The following is a 21,380-nucleotide window of genomic DNA, read 5'->3' as shown; positions in this document are numbered from 1 at the left end:
GCCGCATCGTCGCGGGCGAACACCGGTTTGCGTTGCGGGTCTATTTCGAGGACACCGATCTTTCGGGGATCGTCTATCACGCCAATTACCTGCGCTACATGGAGCGCGCGCGATCGGACATGCTGCGCCAAGCCGGCATCGACCAGCGCGCGCATCAGGAAAGCGGCGGCGGGGCGTATGCCGTGACCGCGCTCAACATCCGCTATCGCGCCCCGGCGAAACTCGATGACGCGCTGCTCGTTGTGACCCGACTGGCAAAAGTTCGCGCGGCATCGGTCGATATTCATCAGCGAGTCATGCGCAGCGGTGAGATACTGACCGAGGCAGACGTGACCGCAGCGCTGGTCGGTGCAACGGGACGCGCGGTGCGCCAGCCCAGGGATTGGATTGCCGCTTTCGCCCAAGTGATGGGCGAAGGCGTTACGACATCAGGAGATCAGCTTTCGTGACCGAATTCATGCTCAATACCGATGCGACGACGCTGTCGCCGATCGCGCTGTTCCTTCAGGCGGATTTGGTGGTGAAGACGGTGATGATCGGCCTGATGCTGGCGAGCGTCGCGACCTGGGCGGTGATCCTTGGTTTCCTCTTCAAACTGGGCAGCACGCGTCGCCAGATCACGCGGTTCGAGCGGGATTTCTGGAAGGCCGAGGATATCGATGCGTTCCATCGCGTGGAGAGCGAGAACACATTGCCGATCGCGCGCGTGTTTACGGCGGGTGTCGCGGAATGGCGGCGCTCGACCGCAGGGGGCCATGTCGACCGCGAAGGCACGCGTGAGCGGCTGGGGACAGCGATGGGCTCGGCGGTTGCGAGCGAGATCGATACGCTGTCGGACCGGTTGAATATCCTGGCGACGGTCGGCGCGGTCGCGCCGTTCGTTGGCTTGTTCGGCACGGTGTGGGGCATCATGCGCAGCTTCACCGGGATTGCGGCGGCGCAAAACACCTCGCTCGCGGTGGTGGCACCGGGCATTGCCGAGGCGCTGTTCGCGACCGCGTTGGGCCTGTTTGCGGCCATTCCGGCGGTGATCGCGTACAATCGCTTCAGCCACAACATCAATCGCATCGAGGCGCGGCTCAACCGTTTTGCCGACGCGTTTCACGCCACGCTCAGCCGTCAGCTCGAAGTCGAGGTTCGGCGGTGAGTAGGATCTCCGGATCATTCTTGATGGCGGGCGGGGCATAAACCGCGATGGCGATGAACCTTCCCTCCCAGCGCGGCCGCGGGCGGCGCGCACCGATGGCCGACATCAACGTCACGCCGATGGTCGACGTGATGCTGGTGTTGCTCATCATCTTCATGGTGACGGCACCGTTGCTGACGGCGGGCGTGCCGGTGAATTTGCCCGACAGCCGCGCCAAGCCGCTCGACCAGGACCAGAAGCCGGTACAGATTTCGATCGACGCGGCCGGCAAGCTGTTCGTCGACAAGGAAGCGGTGAATGAAGCGTTGCTGCCCGACATTCTGTCGCAGATCGCGGCCAAGGCCGATCCCGCCAAGCCGCCGCAAGTGTTCCTGCGCGCCGATCGCAAGCTCGATTATGGGCGGGTGATGCGCGTAATGGGCGAACTCAACCGCGCCGGGCTCAACCGCGTCGCGCTGGTCACGGTCGGCCAGGACGGCAAATGACGCGGCGTGACGGACTGGGGCTGGGGCTGGCTGTGGTCGGCCATCTCGCGGTGTTCGCGCTGCTCTCGCTTGCCTGGACGAGCGCCCCGCCCCCACCGCCGCAGAACAAGCCGATCGAAGTGTCGCTTGCCGACGATGTCGCGCTCGACCAGCACGCCCCGGCGGCACCCGAGCCACCCGCACAGTCCGCCGCACCCGAAGCGGGGCCGCCCGAGGAAGCCCCGCCCCCGGCCAAGGTTGAGAAGGTCACGCCCGAACCGGCCCCACCCAAGCCGCAGCCGGAGGCCGCGCCCCCGCCCAAGCCAGCGCCCAAGCCCGTCCCCGCGCCCAAAAAGCCGGTGGCGGAAAAGCCGGACAAGCCGGTCAAGACCAAGACGCCGCCGGTGAAGGCTGCGGCTCCCGCAGCCAAGACCGAGGCCAAGGCGTCGGTGTCCAAGGCGGCCGGTACCAACCCGAAAGCGACCAAGCCGCGCCCGACCGGATCGCTGCTCGACGACGATTTCCGCAAAGGGCTGACCCAGTCGCCGTCGCGTGCCAAGGTGTCGCAAGCCGCCCCCGGCGCGACGATGGATGCCAAGGCGGCCGCAGACATCGGTTCGGCGATCCAGCGGCAAGTGCAACCCTGCGCCAACCGGCAGGTGATTCCCGGGCCGGGCGCGGCGAAGATCGTCGCTTATGTGCGGTTGCAGTTTAATCGCGACGGGTCGCTGGCCGCACGCCCGGCGATCCTGCCAAGGCACAGCGGCGTCGATGACGACAATCGCATCTATGTCGATGCGGTGGACCGTGCCGCGATTGCGACCTTCATGGGCTGCACGCCGCTACGGGGCCTTCCGCTCGAGCTTTATGACGTGCCACGCGGGTGGAAGGTGTTTACCCTGACCTACCACATGCCGGGCTGAGAAGGACGATGATGCTCCACAAGATGATCTTCGCGCTTGCGCTCGCCGGTGTCACCGCTGGGGCAGCCCAGGCGCAGACCGCAGCGGCTCCCTTGCCTGTGCCATTTCCCAGCGGCCCGCAGGCGACCCCGCAGACCGGGACGTCGGCACCCCAGGCACCGGGCCAGCCCGGGAGCTCCAACCCGCAGCAACAAGGGGAATTGGTGGTCGATGTCGTGGGCGGCGTGTCGGCTCCGCTCGGCATCGCCATTCCGGTTATGCCGACGTCCGAGGTGGTGAATACGCCCGCCGGGCGCACCGACCAGCTCGGGCAGCAGCTCGCGCAGATCGTCACCACCGACTTGCGCAACTCCGGTTTGTTCAAGCCGCTCGATTCGGGCGTGAAACCGGTGCTCTTCCCCGAAGTGACCGCGCCGACCTTCGATTATTGGGGTGGGGCGGGGGCGTCGGCACTGGTGCAGGGGTTCATCCGCGCCAATGGCGATGGCACGCTGACGGTCGGCTGCTATCTCTATGACGTGTTTTCGCGCGCGGAGCTGGCGCGGCAGGGCTTTGTCGTGCCGCCGAGCGAATGGCGGCGCGCCGGACACAAATGCGCCGACATGGTCTATTCGAAGCTGACCGGCGAAGGCCCGTATTTCGACAGCCGCGTCGTCTACGTCTCTGAGACGGGCCCCAAGGGCAAGCGGATCAAGCGGCTGGCAATCATGGACCAGGATGGTGGCAACCACCGCTTCCTGACCAACGGCCAGGCGATCGCGCTGACGCCGCGCCTTTCGCCCGACCAGCGCTCGATCGTTTATATGAGCTATGTCGACGATCGCCCGGCCATCTATGTTTATGATCTGGCGAGCGGCCGGCAGCGGCTGCTGGTGCCCAACACCAATTTGACGTTTGCGCCGCGCGTATCGCCCGACGGCAAGTGGGTGCTGTTCTCGATGGCGGTCGGCGGCAATACCGACATCTACCGCGTGCCGCTGAGCGGTGGCACGCCGCAGCGGCTGACCGATTCCCCCGCGATCGACACCGGCGGCACTTATTCGCCCGACGGTTCGCGCATCGTGTTCGAGAGCGATCGTTCGGGCACGCAGCAATTGTACGTGATGAACGCCGACGGATCGCAGCAGCAGCGCATCAGCTTCGGCAGCGGGCGCTATGCGACGCCGGTGTGGAGCCCACGCGGCAATCTGATCGCCTTCACCAAGATTGGCGGGTCGTTCCGCATCGGCATCATGAGCCCGGCCGGCGGCAATGAGCAATTGCTGACCGACGGTGCGCAGGATGAAGGGCCAAGCTGGTCGCCCAATGGCCGCGTGCTGATGTTCTTCCGCTCGAGCGGTGGCGGGAACGGGCGCGCCGATTTGTGGTCGGTCGATCTCACGGGGGTGAACGTTCGCCGCGTTCCGACGGTGCTCGATGGATCCGATCCCGCCTGGGGACCGTTACGCCCCTGACGCAAATTGTGTGTACGCTTGTATCACCACCTTTCCCCTAAGGAGACGCTGACATGGCTAAATTGACGACCTCGCTGCTGATCGGGACCGCATTGTTCACTGCGGCTTGCGCCAAGAAGCCGCCTGCGGTCATTCCGCCTGCGCCCGGCCCGTCGGTCGTCGATCCCAATGCCGGCCAGGGCAGCATCGCGCCAGGTTCGCGCGCCGACTTCGAGCGTTCGGTCACCAGCAACACCGTCAATTTCGCGCTCGACAGCTTCTCGCTGGATGACCGGGCACGTTCGATCCTCGACAGCCAGGCGCAGTGGCTGACGCGTTACCCCAACGTGCCAGTGAGCCTGGAAGGCCATTGCGACGAGCGCGGTACGCGCGAATATAACCTCGCGCTGGGGGATCGTCGTGCGCTCGCCGCCAAGAATTATCTGGCTGCGCGCGGCGTTGCGCCGGGTCGCATCTCGACGATCAGCTACGGCAAGGAACGCCCGATCGCACTGGGTTCGGACGAAGCTGCCTGGGCACAGAACCGCCGCGCGGTTACCATCGTTCTCAATTGAGATCGCCTGCTCCGCCTTGGCGGGGTTGAGACAAAGGGCGGCGTCGGCTTTGCCGGCGTCGCCCTTTTGCTGTCTGTCACCCGTTCGCCTCCGTCCTTTCGCCCTCTTGCGGCGCACCTGACTTCGATATAAATATGATATCATATTTAACGGGAGGAACAGATGGTCGAGTCGGGTACACGCAACACCGCGCTGACGCTGTCGCGCGAGCATGGCGCATCGACGTCGAGCGGCTATGCGATGCTGCTGGTGATGCTGGCGTCGCTGGCGCTGGGAATTTTCGGTGTGACGTTGCTCAAGCACCAAGCCGATCTGGGCGGGCCGATCGTGGCGGTGGCGAGCATCGTGTTCGTTTTCGTGTCCGGCGGTTTCTATATGCAGCAGCCCAATCAGGCGACGGCGATCACGCTGTTCGGCGCGTATAAGGGCACCGATCGCAATACCGGCCTGCGCTGGCTGTTGCCGTGGCTGGGGCGCAAGAAGGTGTCGCTGCGCGCCAACAACATGATTTCGGAACGGCTGAAGGTGAACGACCTGCGCGGCAACCCGATCGAGATCGCGGCGCAAGTCGTGTGGCGCGTGACCGATACCGCGCAGGCGCTGTTCGATATCGACGATTACAAGGCGTTCGTGATCGTCCAGATCGAGGCGGCGGTGCGCACCATCGGCGCGCGCTACCCTTATGACGATTATGAGCATCAGGAAGTGACACTGCGCGGCAATCACGATCAGGTCGGAGCGGAGCTGCGCCAGGAATTGATCGCGCGGTTGGTGACGGCGGGCATCACCGTGGACGAATGCGGCTTCACGCACTTGGCTTATGCCCCGGAAATCGCGGGCGCGATGTTGCGGCGGCAACAGGCGCAGGCGGTGGTCGCGGCGCGCAAGACGCTGGTGGAGGGCGCGGTCGGCATGGTCGAGATGGCGCTGGATCTGCTCTCCGCCAAGGGCGTGGTCGAACTGGACGACGAACGTCGCGCGGCGATGGTCAGCAATTTGATGGTCGTGTTGTGCGGCGAGCGCGATACCCAGCCGGTCGTCAACGCCGGCTCGCTTTACCAATAGGGCGCGTACGTTGGCGGCTCCCCCCAAAAAGGCGTTTCCCTTGCGTCTCGACCCCGCTTTGTACGCGGCGGTCGAGCGGATGGCGGCGGCCGATTTGCGGAGCGTCAATGCCGAGTTCGAATGCCTCCTGCGCGAGGCGCTGGCCAAGCGCGGCGTGAAACTCGCTGCCCCAAATCCGCCCCGGCGCGGGCGCCCACCCAAGGGAGAAGACCATGAAGACGCGTGATCTGGTCGACCATTACCGGGTCGAAAAGGGCTATTGGTTCGTGCCGCACATGTTTGGCTTCGGCGTCACGCCGGTGACGTGGCAGGGCTGGGTGGCCACGATCGTTTTTGCTGGCCTGTTGAGCGCCGACATCCTGCTCCTGCGGGATCAGACTGCGCAAATCGGCATCGGCGTGGCATTGGTCGGGCTGTTCACGATGATCGCGATCCGCAAGACGCAGGGCGGGCTGGGCTGGCATTGGGGAACGCGCAAATGATCCGCGCCACGCTTCTCGCTCTGGCCGCAGCGCTGGTCGCCTCTCCTGCGGTCGCCACGACCCCGATGCCGATCGAGCTCACCGCACCGGGCCCCGAAGGGGCGCTCGCGGGGACGCTGCTCGATCCCGACGCCAAGGCCCCGCTGGTTCTGCTGATCCCGGGGTCAGGGCCGACCGACCGCGACGGCAACAATCCGCTGGGCGTGGCGGGCGGCCCCTATCGCCAGCTCGCCGAGGCGCTCGCCGCCAAGGGCATCGCCACGCTGCGCATCGACAAGCGCGGGCTGTTCGGCAGCAAGGCGGCGCAGGCCGACCCCAATGCCGTAACCACCGCCGATTATGCCGCCGACGTACAGGCGTGGAGCAAGGTCGCACGCGCCCGGACCGGGCGCGCGTGCATCTGGCTGCTCGGCCATAGCGAGGGCGGGTTGGTCGCGTTGCAGGCCGCGCAGAGCCCCGTCGGGATCTGCGGGTTGATCCTGGTGTCGAGCGTCGGCCGCCCGATGGGGACGGTACTGCGCGAGCAATTGCGGGCGAACCCGGCCAATGCGCCGCTGCTGCCCGCCGCCGATGCGGCGATTGCGTCGCTGGAGGCGGGCAAACGAATCGACGCGACGCAATTGCCCGTGCCGCTGCAGACGCTGTTTCCTGACCGTTTGCAGGGCTATTGGATTGATTTGCTGTCGCACGATCCCGCACGGCTTGTTGCTGCGGTAAAACTGCCGGTGCTGATTCTGCAGGGCACGCGCGACATACAGGTGAGCGCCGCCGATGCCGAGGCGCTGCATCGCGCCCAGCCCAAGGCGATGCTGACGCTACTGCCCGGCATCAACCACGTGCTGCGGCCAGTGGCGAGCGACGATCGCGCGGCCAACCTTGCCACCTATCGCGATGCGACGCTGCCGATTTCTCCTAGCGTGGCGGACGCGGTCGCGACGTTCATGGGGCGGTAGCGCGGGTGCGAGCTGCCCCATACCGTTCGGGCTGAGCCTGTCGAAGCCCACCCCCTCCGCGGCACGCGCCGTTGCGTGGGGGAGGGTGCCCTTCGACAAGCTCAGGGCGAACGGAAGGCGGGGTCGAGTGGTCTCACCCCAACGCTGCGTCGAGCAATTTGGCGAGGCGCAGGCCGCCGCGTTCGACCTCGAGCCGGGCGACGGGCACGAGCTTCTCGATCGTCGCTTCGTCGAGTGTCACCCGCGCCGGGGTCGGCGCGCACGGGTCGGCCATCGCGCTGCCATAGGCTGCGTCATGCGCGACGTGCCAGCTTTCGCGGCTCCAGTCGGTGACATCCCCCGCGGCGACTTTCGCGCGCACGGCGGCCGGATAGCGGTGCACCAGTGACGGGCCGGTAGTGATCGCACGTTCGGCGAGATAGCCGTCCCAGATGCTGTGCAGGTTGAGCCGCGGCGGGCTGTAACTGCCGTACACCGCCTTCACGTCATTGCCGCCCTTGTCGTCCTTCTCGCCGGCATGAAGTGGCTGGTGGAGATCGCCGACGAAGTGGATCAGGAAAGCGAGTGCCTCGACGCGATCCTTTTCGGGTGCGTGACGGTTCTTGAGCAAGGCGACGTCGCGCGTGATTTGCGCAGAGACGCAATTGCCGTCCTTGCACGGCACCGCCAGATCGAATGGGTGGCAGATGTTCACGTCCTGAAAATGCCAAGTATAGGCATAGCCGAAGCGCGATTTGCCGTTCGCATCCTTGAGCGGCTTGACGCAATCGGCCCAGACGCTGGCTTCGGCAATGGTCGCGGCCTTGCACTCGGGCGTACCGAGCAGGTCGGAATGGCGGAGCAGGTCGCGAATCGCGGCACGCGTCTTGGGGCGGACATTGGCTTCGGCGATGCGGGCAACGGTCTGATGGCCATATTCCCAATAGGCCGAAGCGGGCGCGGCGACGGTGGCGGCCAGCAGGGTGGCGAGAACGGCAAAGCCGGGGCGAACGCGACGGATACAGGTCATGGGATGGCTTTAGTCGTGTGGCGGGCATCGCGAAAGGCGTGATCGTCCCTCACCCTCCCGCCGCCTTGCGGCTCCCTCCCTCTCCCGATGGGAGAGGGAATTTCAGTCGTCGCCGAAGATGGCGACGTCGCGCTGGCCGTCGGAGCCGAGGCGCGCGCGGTACATGCCGGGGGTGGTGAAGTGCCACAGCGCCTCCCCGTTGGGGCCGGTGACGATCACCCCACCGGTGCCGCCGAGCGCGGCGACCTCTGACAGCACGGCCTGAGCCGCAACCTCGAGCGATTCGCCTGCCAGGCGCGCCCGCGCGCAAATTTCATGCGCGACGTTCACACGGATGAAGAACTCGCCCGCGCCAGTGCACGACACCGCGCCCGCGCGGTCATCGGCATAGGTGCCAGCCCCGATCAAAGGCGAATCGCCGATGCGGCCCCAATTCTTGCCGGTCACGCCACCGGTCGAGGTTGCCGCCGCAACATGGCCCGCCGCATCGCAGGCTACCGCGCCGACCGTGCCATATTTCATGTCGACGTCGAACGCGCCGCCGCCGCCGAGCATCTCGTCCAATTGCGCGCGGCGTTCGGGCAGGATCAGCCAGTCCTGCGTTGCGGGCTCGCAGCCCTGTTCGCGGGCGAAGGTTTCGGCACCCGCGCCGCTGAGCAACACGTGCGGGCTGTGCACCATCACCGCGCGGGCGAGCGACACCGGGTAGCGCGCGGTCGTAACGCCCGCCACAGCACCCGCCGCCCGGTCGCGCCCGTCCATGATCGCGGCGTCAAGCTCGGCCACGCCTGCGCGAGTCAACGCAGCCCCGCGCCCGGCGTTGAAGTGCGGGTCGTCTTCCAGCACGCGCACCGCCGCTTCGACCGCGTCGAGCGCCGCTCCGCCATCTGCGAGGATCGCGGCCCCGGCATCGAGCGCGCGGCCGAGACCCGCGCGCGCGCCCTCGGCCTGCGCAGGGGTGATCGTGTCGCGCGTCATTTGCCCCGCGCCGCCGTGCAGCACCAACGTCCAGCTCATCGCATCCCTTCCTTACGAGGGCGCGGTCGCAGGCCGATCAGCGGCCGCAACCAGCCGATTTCGCGCCCCACCGCATAAAAGATCCAGCAGCCGCCGAGCGTCGCCACCAGCAGGATAGCGAATTCCGCAGCGCGCGGCAGGCCGAAGTGGAGCAGCCAGCCCTCGACCCCGACAATGATCGTCTGGTGGATCAGGTAGAAGGGAAACACCGCTTCGGTCAGCACGCGTCGCCACGGGTGATCGCGATTGAGATAGGAATCGGCGAGGCCGATCAGTGCGACGATCATGCTCCAGCCCTGTACCGCGCGGGCGCTGGCGAACAGGAGGCCCCACGGCCAGGCCGGGCTGGCGCTGTTCGGCCAGCGCAGCTCGATTGCCGCGACCAGCGCGTAGCAAACCAATGCGGTGACGAGCGCCCACGGCCACCACCGCCGCATCGCTGCAAGCCCGCTCGCGGAGCCAGCAAGCGCGAAGCCGAACAAGAAGCCTGGCAGATATTGCGCGTGCGACACCAGATCGCCGACCAGATCGTTGGTCGGCGCGACGCCGGGGAACAGCCACGCGCTGACCACCACCAGCCACACCGCCGGGATCAACCACACCAGCACGCCGCCAAACATGCGGTCGAACACAGGCTGGAGGCTCCGTTGCCCGACCAATGCGACCGCCAGCGCCAGCAGCAACGTATAGATCCACAGATAGCCGACGAACCACAGATGCTGCCAAGTCGGCAGCGCGATGCCGCTGATGGTGACAAAGCGGAAATAATCGTGCCCGAGGAAATAGGGAAAGCCATGCGGATAGCCGTGCTGGGTGACCAGTTCGACCCACGGCTGCACCGGCACGATCACCACCACCCCGAACAGCAAGGGCAGGATCAGCCGCAGCGTGCGATTGGCGACGAAATCCTTGGTGCCATCCCCGCGCACCAGCAACGCGCGGCTGGCATAGCCCGACACCACGAACAGCAGCAGCAGGCGCCAGCTGTTGATCGCCAGCATCGGCACCACCACCCATGGCAGCGGCTGCGCGGTCTTGGCATGGAAGCCCCAGGGGACGAAGACCATGCCGATATGATAGAGGATGAGCAGGCCGAATGCGCCGATGCGCAACCAGTCCAGTCCGTAATGCCGTTCCATCCGGGGGCCCTAGGGTGTTGTCTTTGCGGGCGCAAACTCTAGCGGTTTCGGTTGGCGCAGGACGGCGCTATAGGGGCACCGCAACCCAGAGGAATTTCTCCATGTCCGTTCGCCCGTGGCGCGACATTACCCGCCGCAAGAGCCGCCAGATCATGGTCGGCAACGTCCCCGTCGGTGGCGACGCGCCGGTCACCGTGCAGACGATGACCAACACCCCGACCAGCGATGCCAAGGCGACGATCGACCAGATCCGCCGCTGCGAAGACGCCGGCGTCGATATCATCCGGGTGTCCTGCCCCGATGTTGAGAGCACCGCCGCGCTGAAGCAGATCGTCCGCGCGAGTCGCGTACCGATCGTCGCCGATATCCATTTCCACTATAAGCGGGCGCTCGAAGCCGCCGATGCCGGCGCTGCGTGCCTGCGCATCAACCCCGGCAACATCGGCTCGGCCGAGCGCGTCAACGAAGTCGTCAACGCTGCCAAGGCCAATGGCTGTGCGATTCGCATCGGCGTGAATGCTGGCAGCCTCGAAAAGGATCTGCTCGAAAAGTACGGCGAGCCGTGCCCCGAGGCGCTGGTCGAATCCGCGCTCGACCATATCAAGCTGCTGCAGGACCGCGACTTTCACGAATTCAAGGTGGCGGTAAAGGCGTCCGACCTGTTCCTGGCGGTGGCGGCGTACCAGCAACTGGCCGAGACGGTCGATTGCCCGCTGCATCTGGGCATTACCGAGGCCGGCGGCTTCGTCGGCGGCACGGTGAAGTCGGCGATCGGGATCGGCTCGCTTTTGTGGTACGGCATTGGCGACACGTTGCGCGTCTCGCTTTCGGCCGAGCCCGAGGAGGAAGTGCGCGTCGGCTTCGAGATCCTGAAGGCGCTCGGCATCCGCAATCGCGGCGTGCGCGTGGTGTCGTGCCCAAGCTGCGCGCGGCAGGGCTTTGACGTGATCCGCACGGTGCAGGCGCTGGAGGAACGGCTCCAGCACATCCGCACCCCGATGTCGCTGAGCGTGCTCGGCTGCGTCGTCAACGGCCCCGGCGAAGCGCGCGAGACCGATATCGGCCTCACTGGCGGCGGCAATGGCAAGCACATGGTGTATCTGTCAGGCGTGACCGACCACACCGTGAACAGCGAGGACATGCTGGAGCATATCGTCAAGCTGGTCGAGGAAAAGGCCGCGGCGATCGAGGCGCATGAGGCGGCAGTCGCGGTGGCGGCGGAATAGGAACGCGCGCCGGGCCTTGCGCGCCCGGGATGCTGGGTATGGGGCAAGCCCCCGTTCCGCCCGCGTTGACGGCTCCTTAGGCACAAGGCTTAGCCCGACCCTAAGGAGCCACGCGCTATCAAGCCGTCATGAAAATCGCGCTTGGCCTTGTCGTTCTTGCAGGCATTGGCATTGGCCTTGCGCTTCCTGCTGCGCGACCTGCCCCGATCGCTGTCGTGGCAGCGACGCCCCCCGCCGAGATGCCCGTCGCGACCCGGATCGCACGCAGTCCCAGCGGGCACTTCCTCGCCGTCGCCAATGTCAATGACGAGCCGGTTCGCTTCCTCGTCGATACCGGTGCCGATACCGTCGCGCTGACGCTGGACGATGCACGACGCGCGCATGTCGCGTTCGATCCCGCCCAATTCACCGTGATCGGGAAAGGCGCTGCGGGCGATGTTCGCGGGCAGGAAGTGCGAATCGCCTCCATCGTGCTGGACGGCAAGCGCGCGAGTGACGTGCGCGCGGTCGTGCTTCAGGACAGCGAGATGTCGCTGCTCGGCCAGAATTACCTGCGGCACATTGGCTCGGTGAAAATAGCCGACGACACCATGACGCTGGAATGAGCGAGCCGGCGCAAGGGTGACGCTGAGGGTGCAGGCCGCTATGCCCAGCGCCATGAAGCCCGTTTCCGCCACGCTCGCCTTTACCGTCGCCGCGATCGGCATCGCCACCTATTCGACGATGGACGTGCTGATGAAGGGGCTGTCGATCGCCAGCGGGGCCTATTCGGCGGTGTTGTGGCGATCGGTGGTGGGTGTGGCGCTGCTCGGCACGGTATTCGTCGTGCGACGGCGGCCGTGGCCGGGGCGGGCGGCGTTGCGGCTGCATGTGCTGCGCGGCGCGACCGCGGGGGTATCGGTGCTGCTGTTCTTCTGGGGCCTCGCGCGGGTGCCGATGGCGCAGGGTGTGGCGCTGACCTTTCTTGCGCCGCTGATCGCCTTGTATTTCGCGGCCGCGCTGCTGGGGGAGACGATCCGGCGCGGGGCGATCCTTGGCTCGGTGGTGGCGAGCGCCGGGGTGCTGGTGATCGCTGCGGGCGAGGTGCAGGCGCATGCCTCGACCGCGCATGTGCTGGGGTCGATCGCCATTTTCGCCGCCTCGATCTTCTATGCTTATAGCCTGATCCTGCTGCGCCAGCAGGCGCAAGTAGCGGATCCGCTGGAGGTCGCCCTGTTTACCAGCATCGTGCTCGGGGGATTACTGCTGGTCGGCGCGCCGTGGTTTTCGGGGCTGCCGACGGTGGCGCAATGGCCGCAGATCGGCGCGGCGGCGGTGCTGGGCTCGGTCTCTGCAATGGCGCTCGCCTGGGCTTACGGTCGGGCCGAGGCGCAGGTGCTGGCACCAGTGGAATATACCGCCTTTCTGTGGTCGGCTTTGCTCGGTTGGTGGGTGTTCGGCGAGACGGTGTCGCTCTACACGACCCTCGGGGCGGCGCTGATCATCGCGGGGTGCGTCGCTGCGGTGCGCGGCCATGCCGCCGCCGCCCCGCAAACCGAGGCTGCCGCATGACCCATATCCGCCCTGCCACCCCTGCCGATGTGCCGCTGATCCTGCATCTGGTGCGCGAACTCGCCGAATTTGAGCGCGAGCCCGACAAGGTGGTGGCGACCGAGCCGTTATTGCAGGACGCGCTGTTCGGCGCGCATACCGCCGCCGAGGCGGTGATTGCCGAATTGGACGGCAAGCCGGTCGGCATGGCGTTGTTCTTCCACAATTTCTCGACCTGGACCGGCTGGCGTGGGCTGTATCTGGAGGATCTCTACGTCACGCCTGAAGCGCGCGGGGCGGGCGTCGGCAAGGCGTTGCTCAAGCATCTCGCGGCGCTGGCGGTGGCACGCGGGTGCACGCGCTTCGAATGGTCGGTGCTCGACTGGAACGAGAAGGCGATCGCCTTTTATCGCTCGATGGGCGCACTGCCGATGAAGGAATGGACGGTGTACCGCGTCACCGGGGAGGCGCTGGCGACGCTGGCGGAGCCTGGCTGAGGGGCGAAGGTCTGTTCTCCCGCGAAAGCGGGAGCCCAGGATTGCAAGCGGATCGCGCGTTGCCCTGGGCTCCTGCCTGCACAGGAGCACGATCGTCTTGCGATCAGACCGCGATCTGTACGATCGCGTCGACCTCGACTGCGGCACCGAGCGGCAGCGACGCGACGCCGACGGCGCTGCGGGCATGCTTGCCGGCTTCGCCGAACAAGGCGACCATCAGGTCCGACGCGCCATTGGCGACCTTTGGCTGGTCGGTGAAATCGGCGGTCGAATTGACGAACACGCCGAGCTTCACGATCCGCTCGACGCGGTGAAGCCCGCCAAGGGCCGCCTTGATCTGTGCGACCAACATCAGCGCGCACGCCTGGGCGGCGGCGGCACCGGCTGCGAGATCGACCGACTCGCCCAGCCGCCCGGTGATGACAGCGCCATCCTTGAACGGCAATTGGCCGGAAATGTGGAGCAGGCCGTGCGCATCGACCGTCGGCACATAGGATGCGACCGGGGCGGCGGCGGCAGGCAAAGCAAGGCCGAGTTCTGCGAGCTTGCGGTCGATACGGTCAGTCATGCTGGGTCCTTTCGGGGGATAAGGCGGCAGGCACTCCGGCCGCGAAACGATCGGCGATCCACGCTTGCGCCGCCTGCCAATCATCGATGCGGACATGCGCGTCGGGCGCGGGGGGCACGTTAGGGGCGAGCGAGGGCTCGGAAATCATGTGCAGGCGGTGCACCTGCGGCGCGTGCTTGGCGACCGAGGCGTGGTGCACCGCGAGATCATCGACGAACACCGTGACCGGGTTGCCATGTTCGGCGACCAGCCGCGCGACGGGATCGCCCTTGCCGCCCTGGTTGGTCTCGACGCGGTACGCCATGTCGTGACCGAGCAATTGCGCGACGCGCGGTTCGCGATTGTGGTCGGCGAGGTTGGTCAGGATGACGACATCGGCGACTTGCGACAGCGCGGCTAGCGCCTCGCGCGCGTGGGGGACGAGCGTCTGGCGGCTCATCTCGGCGGGAAAGAAACCCTCGAGCAGGCCCCACATCTCCTCGCGCGTCGGGGCGGAGCCACCCGAGATGCGCGTCATACTGGTGGCGAAATCGCCGCCATTGGCGGTAAAATCGATGTCATGATGCTCGCGCAGCCACACGCCGAAATGCCGCACCATGTGCAGCAGCACTTCGTCGCAATCGCAGATCAGCAGGCCCTTCATGCGGCAGTCTCCAGCGCGGCGCGCGCCGCGACGATCGCTTCGGGCCGCTCGCCAATCCCGTTTGCGCAGGCGATCAGATCGGGTTCGTACGATTCCAGGAAGCCGAGCACTGCCGACAGTACGGCGGGTTCGCCCGCGCGCGTCCGCAAATCGGCGGGGGTCATGCCGGTCACGTCGAGCAGGCGCAGCGCCCGGTCCGGCTCGCCCAGCGTCCACACCAGCGCGCGTAGCGCCAGTTCGGCCGGTTCGGGGTTTGTTTCTCGGGCGCGCATTGCTTAGGGAAATTCCATGGACCAGGATTTGGGCGTGGCAAAAAGGGTGCTCGTTGTCGAGGACAACGAACTCAACCTCAAACTTTTCTGCGATCTGCTGCGCGCGCACGAATATGTGACCGAGGGCGTGCGCGACGGGCGCGAAGCGGTGGCGCGCGCGCGCGTGTTCGCGCCCAACCTGATCGTGACCGATATCCAGCTGCCGCATCTGAGCGGCTATGATCTGATCCTGCAGTTCAAGGCCGATGAAGCCCTGCGCGATATCCCGATTATGGCAGTGACGGCCTATGCCGGGCGCGAAGATGAGGAGCGGATCCGCGCAGCGGGTGCCGATGCCTATGTGTCAAAGCCGATTTCGCTGATGCGCTTCGTGGATGCGGTGGCGGCGTTGGTCTAAGTCGTTCCAAACTCCGGGGAGATGAGCATTGACCGATTCGGATATCGCAGCGCCGGCGTATCGCAGAATCGGTGTTCCGTTGATGCTGGGCCTGATCCTGCTACCGATCGTGTTTTACTGGTTCCTATGGCGGCAGGGCTATTCGACGGCGGCCCGTATCGGGGCGGGGGTGTATCTGGTTCTTGGCTTGGCGTTATGGCTGGTGCGCATCATCCAACCGTAATCGATCGACGGTGCACAGCGCAGAAAAGCCGCAAGGTTGCCCTTGCGGCTCAAGCTCGCGACCTCCGCGCAGTGCGGCGCGGGTGTGAAAGACGGGCGGGCTATGCCGCCCGCGCGATCACTTGATCTTGGCTTCCTTGAACTCGACATGCTTGCGCACGACGGGATCATATTTGCTGAAGCTCAGCTTCTCGGTCTTGGTGCGCGGGTTCTTCTTGGTGGTGTAGAAGAAACCAGTGTCCGCCGTGCTGACGAGCTTGATCTTGACCGTGGTCGGCTTTGCCATGACCTGAATTCCTGTGATCTGAAAATGCAAAAGCGGCGAACCGGTCGCCGCTCTTAAGCGTCGCCCGATGAAGGAAGCAGCGCGTGATGTCAAGCACGACGGGACGATTCGGCAGGGCTTAAGCGCGTGTTTACCACCGCGCGCGCAAGATGCACGTCAGAGGGGACGAAATATGGCGGCACCTGACAGCGCAATCGCAATAGCCCAGGCCGAACTCGCCGCGCGAGTCGCGATGGTCGGGATGCGCGCGAGCGCCGCCTCAACCGCCGCGCTGGCGGCGGAGGTCGATTCGATTCGCGCGGCAGCGCAGGCCTATGGCCTGTATCCTGCGGTCGCAGTGACCCATGCCATCGATGCAGCGCTGGCGCGGGGCGAGCGCGGCGCGCTAGTGCTCGGCTGGATCGCGATCCTGCGCGACGCGGTATCGTCCGATCGCCACGATTCCCACGCTTGCGAAACCTTTGCCGCGGCCTGCTCGGTTCGCCTGGCCGGTTGAAGCGGAAGCAATGGACGTTCTGATGGCCGCCATCGTCGCGGCGCTGTTGGCGCAAGTAAGCGATCGCACGCCGTGGGCTGTTGCGGCGCTGGGCGACCGGTATGACGAAAAGGGCGCGGTGATCGCGGGCGTTGCGCTGGCGCTGGCGTTCGGCAATGCGGTGGGGGTCGTGGGCGGGATCCTGGTGGCACCGATGCTGTCGCCCAATGCGCAGGGGCTGTTGCTGGCACTGGCCTTGCTGTCGGGCGGCGTCGCCGGCTTCTGGCCTAGCAAGCCCGCTAAAGCACGCCGCTGGCGGCTGGGGCCGTTTGGGTCGAGCCTTGTGGCTGTGGGCGTGCTCGGCTTTGGCGATCGCACACAATTCATCACGGCCGCTTTTGCGACGCAGGCCACCACTCCGGCCTTCGCCGGGATCGGCGCGACGATCGGTAGCCTGGCGGTGACTGTGCCCGCGACCCTGCTGGGCGAACGGGGCCTGCGCAAACTGCCGACCACTGCGCTGCGCCTGGGCGCGGCGACGGTGTTGACGCTGGCGGGGGCGGTGCAGGCGTTGTCGGCGCTACGGCTCATCTAGCGATCCGATCGCTGAGATCGTAATTTTATCCAAGCCGACCGGGAGCCAATCGGCTATCGCTTCGTTGCAGCACCGAACCAAATATTCTGCCTGCGAATGGAGTAGATCATGGCCGCCGACGCACTCAAGACCCCCACCGATTTGAAGACCAATGCCGTCAAGACGGTGTCGCAGGCGCTTAACGGCATTCTCGCGGATTCGTTCGCGCTCTACCTCAAGACCAAGAATTTTCACTGGCACGTGTCGGGTCCGCATTTTCGCGACTATCACCTGATGCTGGACGAACAGGCCACCCAGATTTTTGCCGCGACCGACGATATTGCCGAGCGCGTACGCAAGATCGGCCAGACCACGCTGCGCTCGATCGGCGACATTGCGCGCCACCAGACGATCAAGGACAATGACGCCGATTTCGTCGCGCCCGAAGCGATGCTGAGCGAATTGCGCGACGACAATCTCAAGCTGGTCGAAGCGCTGCGCGAAGCCAAGGACCTGGCCGATGCGGCCAAGGACAATGCGACCAGCGCCGTCATCGACGACTGGACCGATCAGGCCGAGCGCCGCGCCTGGTTCCTGTTCGAGGCTAGCCGCAAGGGCTAACGCCTTAACGCTTCGCCGGACCGACGGTGACGAGCCACAGGTCCGGCGGCGCGTGGACACGTAGCGGCGCGTTGCTGGTGCCGAGGCCACCCGACACCACCACCGTCCGCGGGCCATCGTGGACGACGCCGCACAGATAGCGCCGCTGCCCCGCTGAGACACTGATCGGACCAACCAGCGGCAGCACAATTTGCCCGCAGTGCAGATGCCCGGCCAGCAAGAGCCGGATTGTAGTTGGCAACGGAGTTGGGGCGTCTGGGCTGTGGGTCAGTATGACATTGGCTCCGTGCAGTTTGGCCATCGCTGCGGTCGTTGTTGCAACGTCCGCGTGATTGGTGTCGAAATCCCCGAGCCCGCCGATCACGATTGGCCCGCGCTGGATCGCAGTGTTTTCTAAAACCGGGATGCCGATCCGCGATAGTGCGTTGGTGACGGCTTTCGGATCGGTGTTGTAATCGTGATTGCCAAGCACCGCTACCGTGCCGAGCGGTGCCTTCAACCGCGAAAGCGATTCGGCGATGAGCCGAGACCGCGCCACCGCCTGCGACTTGTTATATTCGGCCAGAAAGTCGCCGCCGATCAGAACCAGATCGGGCTTCAGCGCGTTGACCTGATCGACGATGCGATCGAGCCGCGCGCGGTCCATGCTGGCATTGCCGAGATGGATGTCGGTCAACAGCGCCAGCGTGATCGGCGGCGCACCCTTTGGCCAATCCGGCAACGTGACGGTTGTGCGGCGGACGATCGGATCGGCGCGGGAGGCGACATAGGCACCAAGCAGCAGAGCGAGCCCGATCAGGACCAGGCCCGCGACGAATCGAAGGATACGCGACATGGCGGGACTGCTAGCGGGACGGGACGCGATGCGCCATGGTGCTGCGACGATGCGTGCTTTTGCCGATCTCCTGGACGGGCTGATCTACACCCGCTCGCGCAATGCGAAGCTGAAGCTGATCGTCGATTATCTGCGCGCGGTGCCCGATCCCGATCGCGGCTGGGCGATGGCGGCGCTGACCGGGGAACTCGACCTTCCCGGTGTGAAACCGGCGGTGATTCGGGCATTGATCGAGGAACGCGTGGATCCCGTGCTGTTCCGGATGAGCCGCGACTATGTCGGCGATACCGCCGAAACCGTCGCCTTGTTGTGGCCCAAGCCGCTGGTGGTGCCGGATGCGGAGCCACTCGGCATCGCGCAGGCAGTCGATCGGCTGGCGGCATTGTCGCGATCGGATACCCCCGCCGTGCTGGCCGCGATGCTCGACCGGCTCGACGCCGATGAACGCTTTGCCCTGCTCAAGATGGCAACGGGGGCGTTGCGGATCGGGGTTTCCGCGCGGCTCGCCAAAACGGCGCTGGCGCAGGCGTTCGCGCTCGATGTCGAGGCGGTGGAGGAAGTGTGGCACGGGATCGCGCCGCCTTATACCGCGCTGTTCGACTGGGCGGAGGGGCGCGGCGACCAGCCGACCAGCGCCGACGTGCCGGTGTTCCGCCCGTTCATGCTGGCGCATCCGCTGGAGGATTTGCGCGTCGATCTCGCCGATTATGCCGCCGAATGGAAATGGGACGGCATCCGCGTACAATTGGTGCATGTCGCCGGGCAAACGCGGCTGTACAGCCGGACCGGCGACGACATCACCGCCAGCTTCCCCGAAGTGGCGCGCGATTTCGCGACGCCGGGCGTGCTCGACGGCGAATTGATGGTGAAGGGCGACGCCCAAGGGGCGGCAACCGAAGAAGGGGGGGCCGCGAGCTTCAACGCCTTGCAGCAGCGTTTGGGGCGCAAGGTGGTTTCGGCGAAGATGCTGGCCGAAGCCCCGGCGTTCGTGCGGCTCTACGACATTCTTTACGATGGCGAGGAGGATCTGCGGGGCCTTCCGTGGAGCGAGCGCCGCAGGCGACTGGAGGCGTTCGTCCCGCAGCTCGATGCTGGACGGTTCGATCTCAGCACCGTCATTGCCGCTGAACATTTTTCCGCGCTCGAAGGCATACGCGCGGGCGCGCGCGATGCCGCGATCGAGGGGGTGATGCTCAAGCGGCGCGATTCGCCTTATGTCGGCGGGCGCAAGACCGGGCTGTGGTACAAATGGAAGCGCGACCCTCTGACCGCCGATTGCGTGATGCTCTATGCCCAGCGCGGGAGCGGGCGGCGATCGTCTTTCTACAGCGACTACACTTTTGGCTGCTGGACCGAACAGGGCGAGCTGCTGCCGGTGGGAAAGGCCTATTCGGGCATCACCGACGACGAATTGAAGATGCTCGATCAGTTCGTGCGCAACCATACCACGGCGCGCTTCGGCCCGGTGCGCGAGGTGGAAAAGACGCTGGTGCTCGAAATCGCGTTCGATTCGATCCACGCATCCAAACGCCACAAATCCGGGGTGGCGATGCGCTTCCCCCGCATAGCGCGGATCCGTACCGATAAACCCGCCGCCGAAGCCGATACCGTGGCCGCACTCAAGCGGATGATCACCTGAGGCGGCGACGTGACACGGCGCGATTGCGGCTTTATCGCTCGCTCGATGACCGACCTGCGCACACTATATCCCGAAATCGAACCCTATACGACCGGCATGCTGGATGTCGGCGATGGGCACAGCGTCTATTACGAGCGCTGCGGTACGCCGGGAGCAACGCCCGCGGTGTTTCTGCATGGCGGGCCGGGTGGCGGCATTTCGCCAAGCCATCGTCGGCTGTTCGATCCGGCACGCTATGACGTGCTGTTGTTCGACCAGCGGGGTTGCGGGAAATCGACGCCGCATGCCTGTCTAGACGCCAACACGACCTGGCATCTGGTCGCCGATATCGAGCGGTTGCGTGCGTTGGTCGGGGTCGAGCAGTGGGTGGTGTTCGGCGGATCGTGGGGATCGACGCTGGGGCTGGCTTATGCCGAAACGCATCCCGAACGGGTACGCGCGCTGATCCTGCGCGGCATCTACACCGTCACCCGGGCGGAGCGAGACTGGTATTATCAATTCGGCGTGTCCGAGATGTTCCCGGACAAATGGGCGGGCTTCCTCGCGCCGATCCCCGAAGATCAGCGCGGCGACATGGTGCAGGCCTATCGCCGCATCCTGACTGGCGATGATGCGCAAGCGCGGCTCGAAGCGGCCAAGGCATGGACGATCTGGGAAGGCGAGACGATTACTTTGCTACCCGATCCGGCGCTGAGCGAAGCGTTCCAGGACGGGCATTTCGCACTGGCCTTCGCGCGGATCGAAAATCACTTCTTCGCGCATGATGCCTGGCTGGAAGAGGGCCAGTTGCTGCGCAATGCCGGGCGGCTGGCGGGCATTCCGGGCACGATCGTGCACGGTCGCTACGACATGCCGTGCCCGGCGCGGTACGCCTTCGCGTTGCACCAGGCCTGGCCCGAAGCCGAGTTCCATCTGATCGAGGGTGCGGGGCATGCCTATAACGAGCCCGGCATCCTCGACCAGTTGATCCGCGCGACCGACCGGTTTGCGGACGGTTAGATCGGAATTGTCTCTTCTTATGCGGCTTCAACCGCAACCGTAATAGATGGTCTCTTCATATAAAGTGGGCGTGCCGACCCGGACACTACCACCGTCGCAAAAGACGACCCGTTGACCCGAAATGGTCGTCTCATTCTCGTCCGTGTACCAAATGACTACGTAATCTTGACGCCGATACTGTGCAGCTGCGGGTGCGATCGTGGCACCGACAATAACCGATCCCAAAGACACTATCTTTACGAGCTTCGACAGCATGGTTCATCTCCCGTTCGAGAAGACCCCGATAGTGCTCTTTTGATATTCAGAGTCAAGTCTCTGATAAATAAACAGGAGTGATAGCTGTATTCGGTGCGACATATCTGAGCCTGTGTATTCTGGCTTCTTTGTAG

General features: G+C 65.5%; 29 protein-coding genes. 21 read left to right on the top strand and 8 right to left on the bottom strand.

Features of this window, described 5'->3' with window-relative positions; translation table 11 throughout:
• The 10 genes from ybgC to EJC47_RS19430 all read left to right on the top strand — a co-directional run.
• Positions 1-449 (top strand): tol-pal system-associated acyl-CoA thioesterase (gene ybgC, locus EJC47_RS19475; protein ID WP_312845359.1); only part of this gene is annotated, 449 nt, incomplete at its 5' end.
• 8 nt (positions 450-457) lie between these two features.
• The gene (gene tolQ, locus EJC47_RS19470; RefSeq protein ID WP_126849386.1) at positions 458-1,147 is read left to right on the top strand and encodes a protein TolQ; all 690 of its coding nucleotides are present in this window, start codon (positions 458-460) and stop codon (positions 1,145-1,147) included.
• A gap of 47 nt (positions 1,148-1,194) precedes the next feature.
• Positions 1,195-1,632: a protein TolR gene (gene tolR, locus EJC47_RS19465; RefSeq protein ID WP_010405075.1), complete on the top strand. Its 438-nt coding sequence runs from the start codon at positions 1,195-1,197 to the stop codon at positions 1,630-1,632.
• Positions 1,629-2,534: a cell envelope biogenesis protein TolA gene (locus EJC47_RS19460; protein ID WP_126849382.1), complete on the top strand. Its 906-nt coding sequence runs from the start codon at positions 1,629-1,631 to the stop codon at positions 2,532-2,534. The genes tolR and EJC47_RS19460 overlap by 4 nt, the downstream gene beginning before the upstream one ends.
• A gap of 8 nt (positions 2,535-2,542) precedes the next feature.
• Entirely contained in the window at positions 2,543-3,988 is a 1,446-nt protein-coding gene (gene tolB, locus EJC47_RS19455) for a Tol-Pal system beta propeller repeat protein TolB (protein ID WP_126849381.1), read from the top strand.
• Between the two features lie 53 nt (positions 3,989-4,041).
• Positions 4,042-4,542 (top strand): peptidoglycan-associated lipoprotein Pal, encoded by a 501-nt coding sequence (gene pal / locus EJC47_RS19450; RefSeq protein WP_033963920.1) that lies wholly within the window; start codon positions 4,042-4,044, stop codon positions 4,540-4,542.
• 162 nt (positions 4,543-4,704) lie between these two features.
• On the top strand, positions 4,705-5,607 hold the full coding sequence (locus EJC47_RS19445) for an SPFH domain-containing protein (RefSeq protein WP_126849380.1): 903 nt from the start codon (positions 4,705-4,707) through the stop codon (positions 5,605-5,607).
• A gap of 10 nt (positions 5,608-5,617) precedes the next feature.
• Entirely contained in the window at positions 5,618-5,833 is a 216-nt protein-coding gene (locus tag EJC47_RS19440) for a toxin-antitoxin system HicB family antitoxin (protein ID WP_126849379.1), read from the top strand.
• Positions 5,820-6,089, top strand: a complete 270-nt coding sequence (locus EJC47_RS19435) for a hypothetical protein (protein WP_126849378.1) — start codon at positions 5,820-5,822, stop codon at positions 6,087-6,089. The genes EJC47_RS19440 and EJC47_RS19435 overlap by 14 nt, the downstream gene beginning before the upstream one ends.
• Complete coding sequence (locus EJC47_RS19430) at positions 6,086-7,042, top strand: alpha/beta hydrolase (protein WP_126849377.1); 957 nt, start codon at positions 6,086-6,088, stop codon at positions 7,040-7,042. The genes EJC47_RS19435 and EJC47_RS19430 overlap by 4 nt, the downstream gene beginning before the upstream one ends.
• A gap of 133 nt (positions 7,043-7,175) precedes the next feature.
• On the opposite strand, the gene EJC47_RS19425 is transcribed toward EJC47_RS19430, so the two are convergent.
• The 3 genes from EJC47_RS19425 to EJC47_RS19415 all read right to left on the bottom strand — a co-directional run bounded on the left by EJC47_RS19425 (position 7,176) and on the right by EJC47_RS19415 (position 10,207).
• Positions 7,176-8,051, bottom strand: coding sequence for a S1/P1 nuclease (locus EJC47_RS19425; RefSeq protein WP_126849376.1), 876 nt, complete (start codon positions 8,049-8,051; stop codon positions 7,176-7,178).
• Between the two features lie 102 nt (positions 8,052-8,153).
• Positions 8,154-9,068 carry an isoaspartyl peptidase/L-asparaginase family protein gene (locus EJC47_RS19420; RefSeq protein ID WP_126849375.1) on the bottom strand — a complete coding sequence of 305 codons (915 nt, stop codon included), beginning with the start codon at positions 9,066-9,068 and terminating at the stop codon, positions 8,154-8,156.
• Entirely contained in the window at positions 9,065-10,207 is a 1,143-nt protein-coding gene (locus EJC47_RS19415; RefSeq protein WP_126849374.1) for an acyltransferase family protein, read from the bottom strand. The genes EJC47_RS19420 and EJC47_RS19415 overlap by 4 nt, the downstream gene beginning before the upstream one ends.
• 101 nt (positions 10,208-10,308) lie before the next feature.
• Between EJC47_RS19415 and ispG the strand changes: the two genes are divergently transcribed.
• The 4 genes from ispG to EJC47_RS19395 all read left to right on the top strand — a co-directional run bounded on the left by ispG (position 10,309) and on the right by EJC47_RS19395 (position 13,460).
• Positions 10,309-11,433, top strand: coding sequence for a flavodoxin-dependent (E)-4-hydroxy-3-methylbut-2-enyl-diphosphate synthase (ispG, locus tag EJC47_RS19410; RefSeq protein WP_126849373.1), 1,125 nt, complete (start codon positions 10,309-10,311; stop codon positions 11,431-11,433).
• A 128-nt stretch (positions 11,434-11,561) separates the two neighbouring features.
• The gene (locus tag EJC47_RS19405; protein ID WP_033965473.1) at positions 11,562-12,038 is read left to right on the top strand and encodes a retropepsin-like aspartic protease family protein; all 477 of its coding nucleotides are present in this window, start codon (positions 11,562-11,564) and stop codon (positions 12,036-12,038) included.
• Between the two features lie 40 nt (positions 12,039-12,078).
• The gene (locus tag EJC47_RS19400; protein WP_126849372.1) at positions 12,079-12,984 is read left to right on the top strand and encodes a DMT family transporter; all 906 of its coding nucleotides are present in this window, start codon (positions 12,079-12,081) and stop codon (positions 12,982-12,984) included.
• Positions 12,981-13,460, top strand: coding sequence for a GNAT family N-acetyltransferase (locus tag EJC47_RS19395; protein ID WP_126849371.1), 480 nt, complete (start codon positions 12,981-12,983; stop codon positions 13,458-13,460). Before EJC47_RS19400 ends, EJC47_RS19395 begins: the two co-directional genes overlap by 4 nt.
• 103 nt (positions 13,461-13,563) lie before the next feature.
• Here EJC47_RS19395 and EJC47_RS19390 read toward each other — a convergent pair whose 3' ends face one another.
• The 3 genes from EJC47_RS19390 to EJC47_RS19380 are packed head-to-tail and all read right to left on the bottom strand — an operon-like array spanning position 13,564 to position 14,943.
• Complete coding sequence (locus tag EJC47_RS19390; RefSeq protein ID WP_126849370.1) at positions 13,564-14,028, bottom strand: RidA family protein; 465 nt, start codon at positions 14,026-14,028, stop codon at positions 13,564-13,566.
• Positions 14,021-14,671: an HAD family hydrolase gene (locus EJC47_RS19385; RefSeq protein WP_126849369.1), complete on the bottom strand. Its 651-nt coding sequence runs from the start codon at positions 14,669-14,671 to the stop codon at positions 14,021-14,023. The genes EJC47_RS19390 and EJC47_RS19385 overlap by 8 nt, the downstream gene beginning before the upstream one ends.
• Positions 14,668-14,943, bottom strand: a complete 276-nt coding sequence (locus tag EJC47_RS19380) for a DUF3572 domain-containing protein (RefSeq protein ID WP_126849368.1) — start codon at positions 14,941-14,943, stop codon at positions 14,668-14,670. Before EJC47_RS19380 ends, EJC47_RS19385 begins: the two co-directional genes overlap by 4 nt.
• Positions 14,944-14,977: 34 nt before the next feature.
• On the opposite strand from EJC47_RS19380, the gene EJC47_RS19375 reads away from it, so the two are divergent.
• Together EJC47_RS19375 and EJC47_RS19370 are read left to right on the top strand one after the other, a co-directional pair.
• Complete coding sequence (locus tag EJC47_RS19375) at positions 14,978-15,340, top strand: response regulator (protein ID WP_126849385.1); 363 nt, start codon at positions 14,978-14,980, stop codon at positions 15,338-15,340.
• Between the two features lie 28 nt (positions 15,341-15,368).
• Positions 15,369-15,563: a hypothetical protein gene (locus EJC47_RS19370; RefSeq protein ID WP_033965464.1), complete on the top strand. Its 195-nt coding sequence runs from the start codon at positions 15,369-15,371 to the stop codon at positions 15,561-15,563.
• A gap of 117 nt (positions 15,564-15,680) precedes the next feature.
• Here the strand turns inward: EJC47_RS19370 and rpmG are convergent, their stop codons facing one another.
• Entirely contained in the window at positions 15,681-15,848 is a 168-nt protein-coding gene (gene rpmG / locus EJC47_RS19365) for a 50S ribosomal protein L33 (RefSeq protein ID WP_010162189.1), read from the bottom strand.
• A 172-nt stretch (positions 15,849-16,020) separates the two neighbouring features.
• Here rpmG and EJC47_RS19360 point away from each other — a divergent pair, with 172 nt between their 5' ends.
• The 3 genes from EJC47_RS19360 (at position 16,021) to EJC47_RS19350 (ending at position 17,518) form a co-directional block, all read left to right on the top strand.
• Positions 16,021-16,344, top strand: coding sequence for a hypothetical protein (locus EJC47_RS19360; protein ID WP_033965462.1), 324 nt, complete (start codon positions 16,021-16,023; stop codon positions 16,342-16,344).
• A gap of 10 nt (positions 16,345-16,354) precedes the next feature.
• Entirely contained in the window at positions 16,355-16,918 is a 564-nt protein-coding gene (locus EJC47_RS19355) for a TMEM165/GDT1 family protein (RefSeq protein WP_033965461.1), read from the top strand.
• Between the two features lie 108 nt (positions 16,919-17,026).
• Positions 17,027-17,518 carry a Dps family protein gene (locus tag EJC47_RS19350; RefSeq protein WP_033965460.1) on the top strand — a complete coding sequence of 164 codons (492 nt, stop codon included), beginning with the start codon at positions 17,027-17,029 and terminating at the stop codon, positions 17,516-17,518.
• A 4-nt stretch (positions 17,519-17,522) separates the two neighbouring features.
• Here the strand turns inward: EJC47_RS19350 and EJC47_RS19345 are convergent, their stop codons facing one another.
• Positions 17,523-18,353, bottom strand: a complete 831-nt coding sequence (locus EJC47_RS19345; RefSeq protein ID WP_126849367.1) for a metallophosphoesterase — start codon at positions 18,351-18,353, stop codon at positions 17,523-17,525.
• Between the two features lie 49 nt (positions 18,354-18,402).
• Between EJC47_RS19345 and EJC47_RS19340 the strand changes: the two genes are divergently transcribed.
• On the top strand, positions 18,403-19,992 hold the full coding sequence (locus EJC47_RS19340; RefSeq protein WP_126849384.1) for a cisplatin damage response ATP-dependent DNA ligase: 1,590 nt from the start codon (positions 18,403-18,405) through the stop codon (positions 19,990-19,992).
• A gap of 45 nt (positions 19,993-20,037) precedes the next feature.
• Positions 20,038-20,991, top strand: a complete 954-nt coding sequence (gene pip, locus EJC47_RS19335; protein ID WP_126849383.1) for a prolyl aminopeptidase — start codon at positions 20,038-20,040, stop codon at positions 20,989-20,991.
• The last annotated feature ends 389 nt before the right edge of the window (positions 20,992-21,380 follow it).

The organism is Sphingomonas sp. TF3 (assembly GCF_003985085.1).
In the GTDB taxonomy this organism is placed as follows: domain Bacteria; phylum Pseudomonadota; class Alphaproteobacteria; order Sphingomonadales; family Sphingomonadaceae; genus Sphingomonas.
Note: the sequence above shows the minus strand (reverse complement) of the source record. Positions and strands in the feature narration are given on the sequence as shown.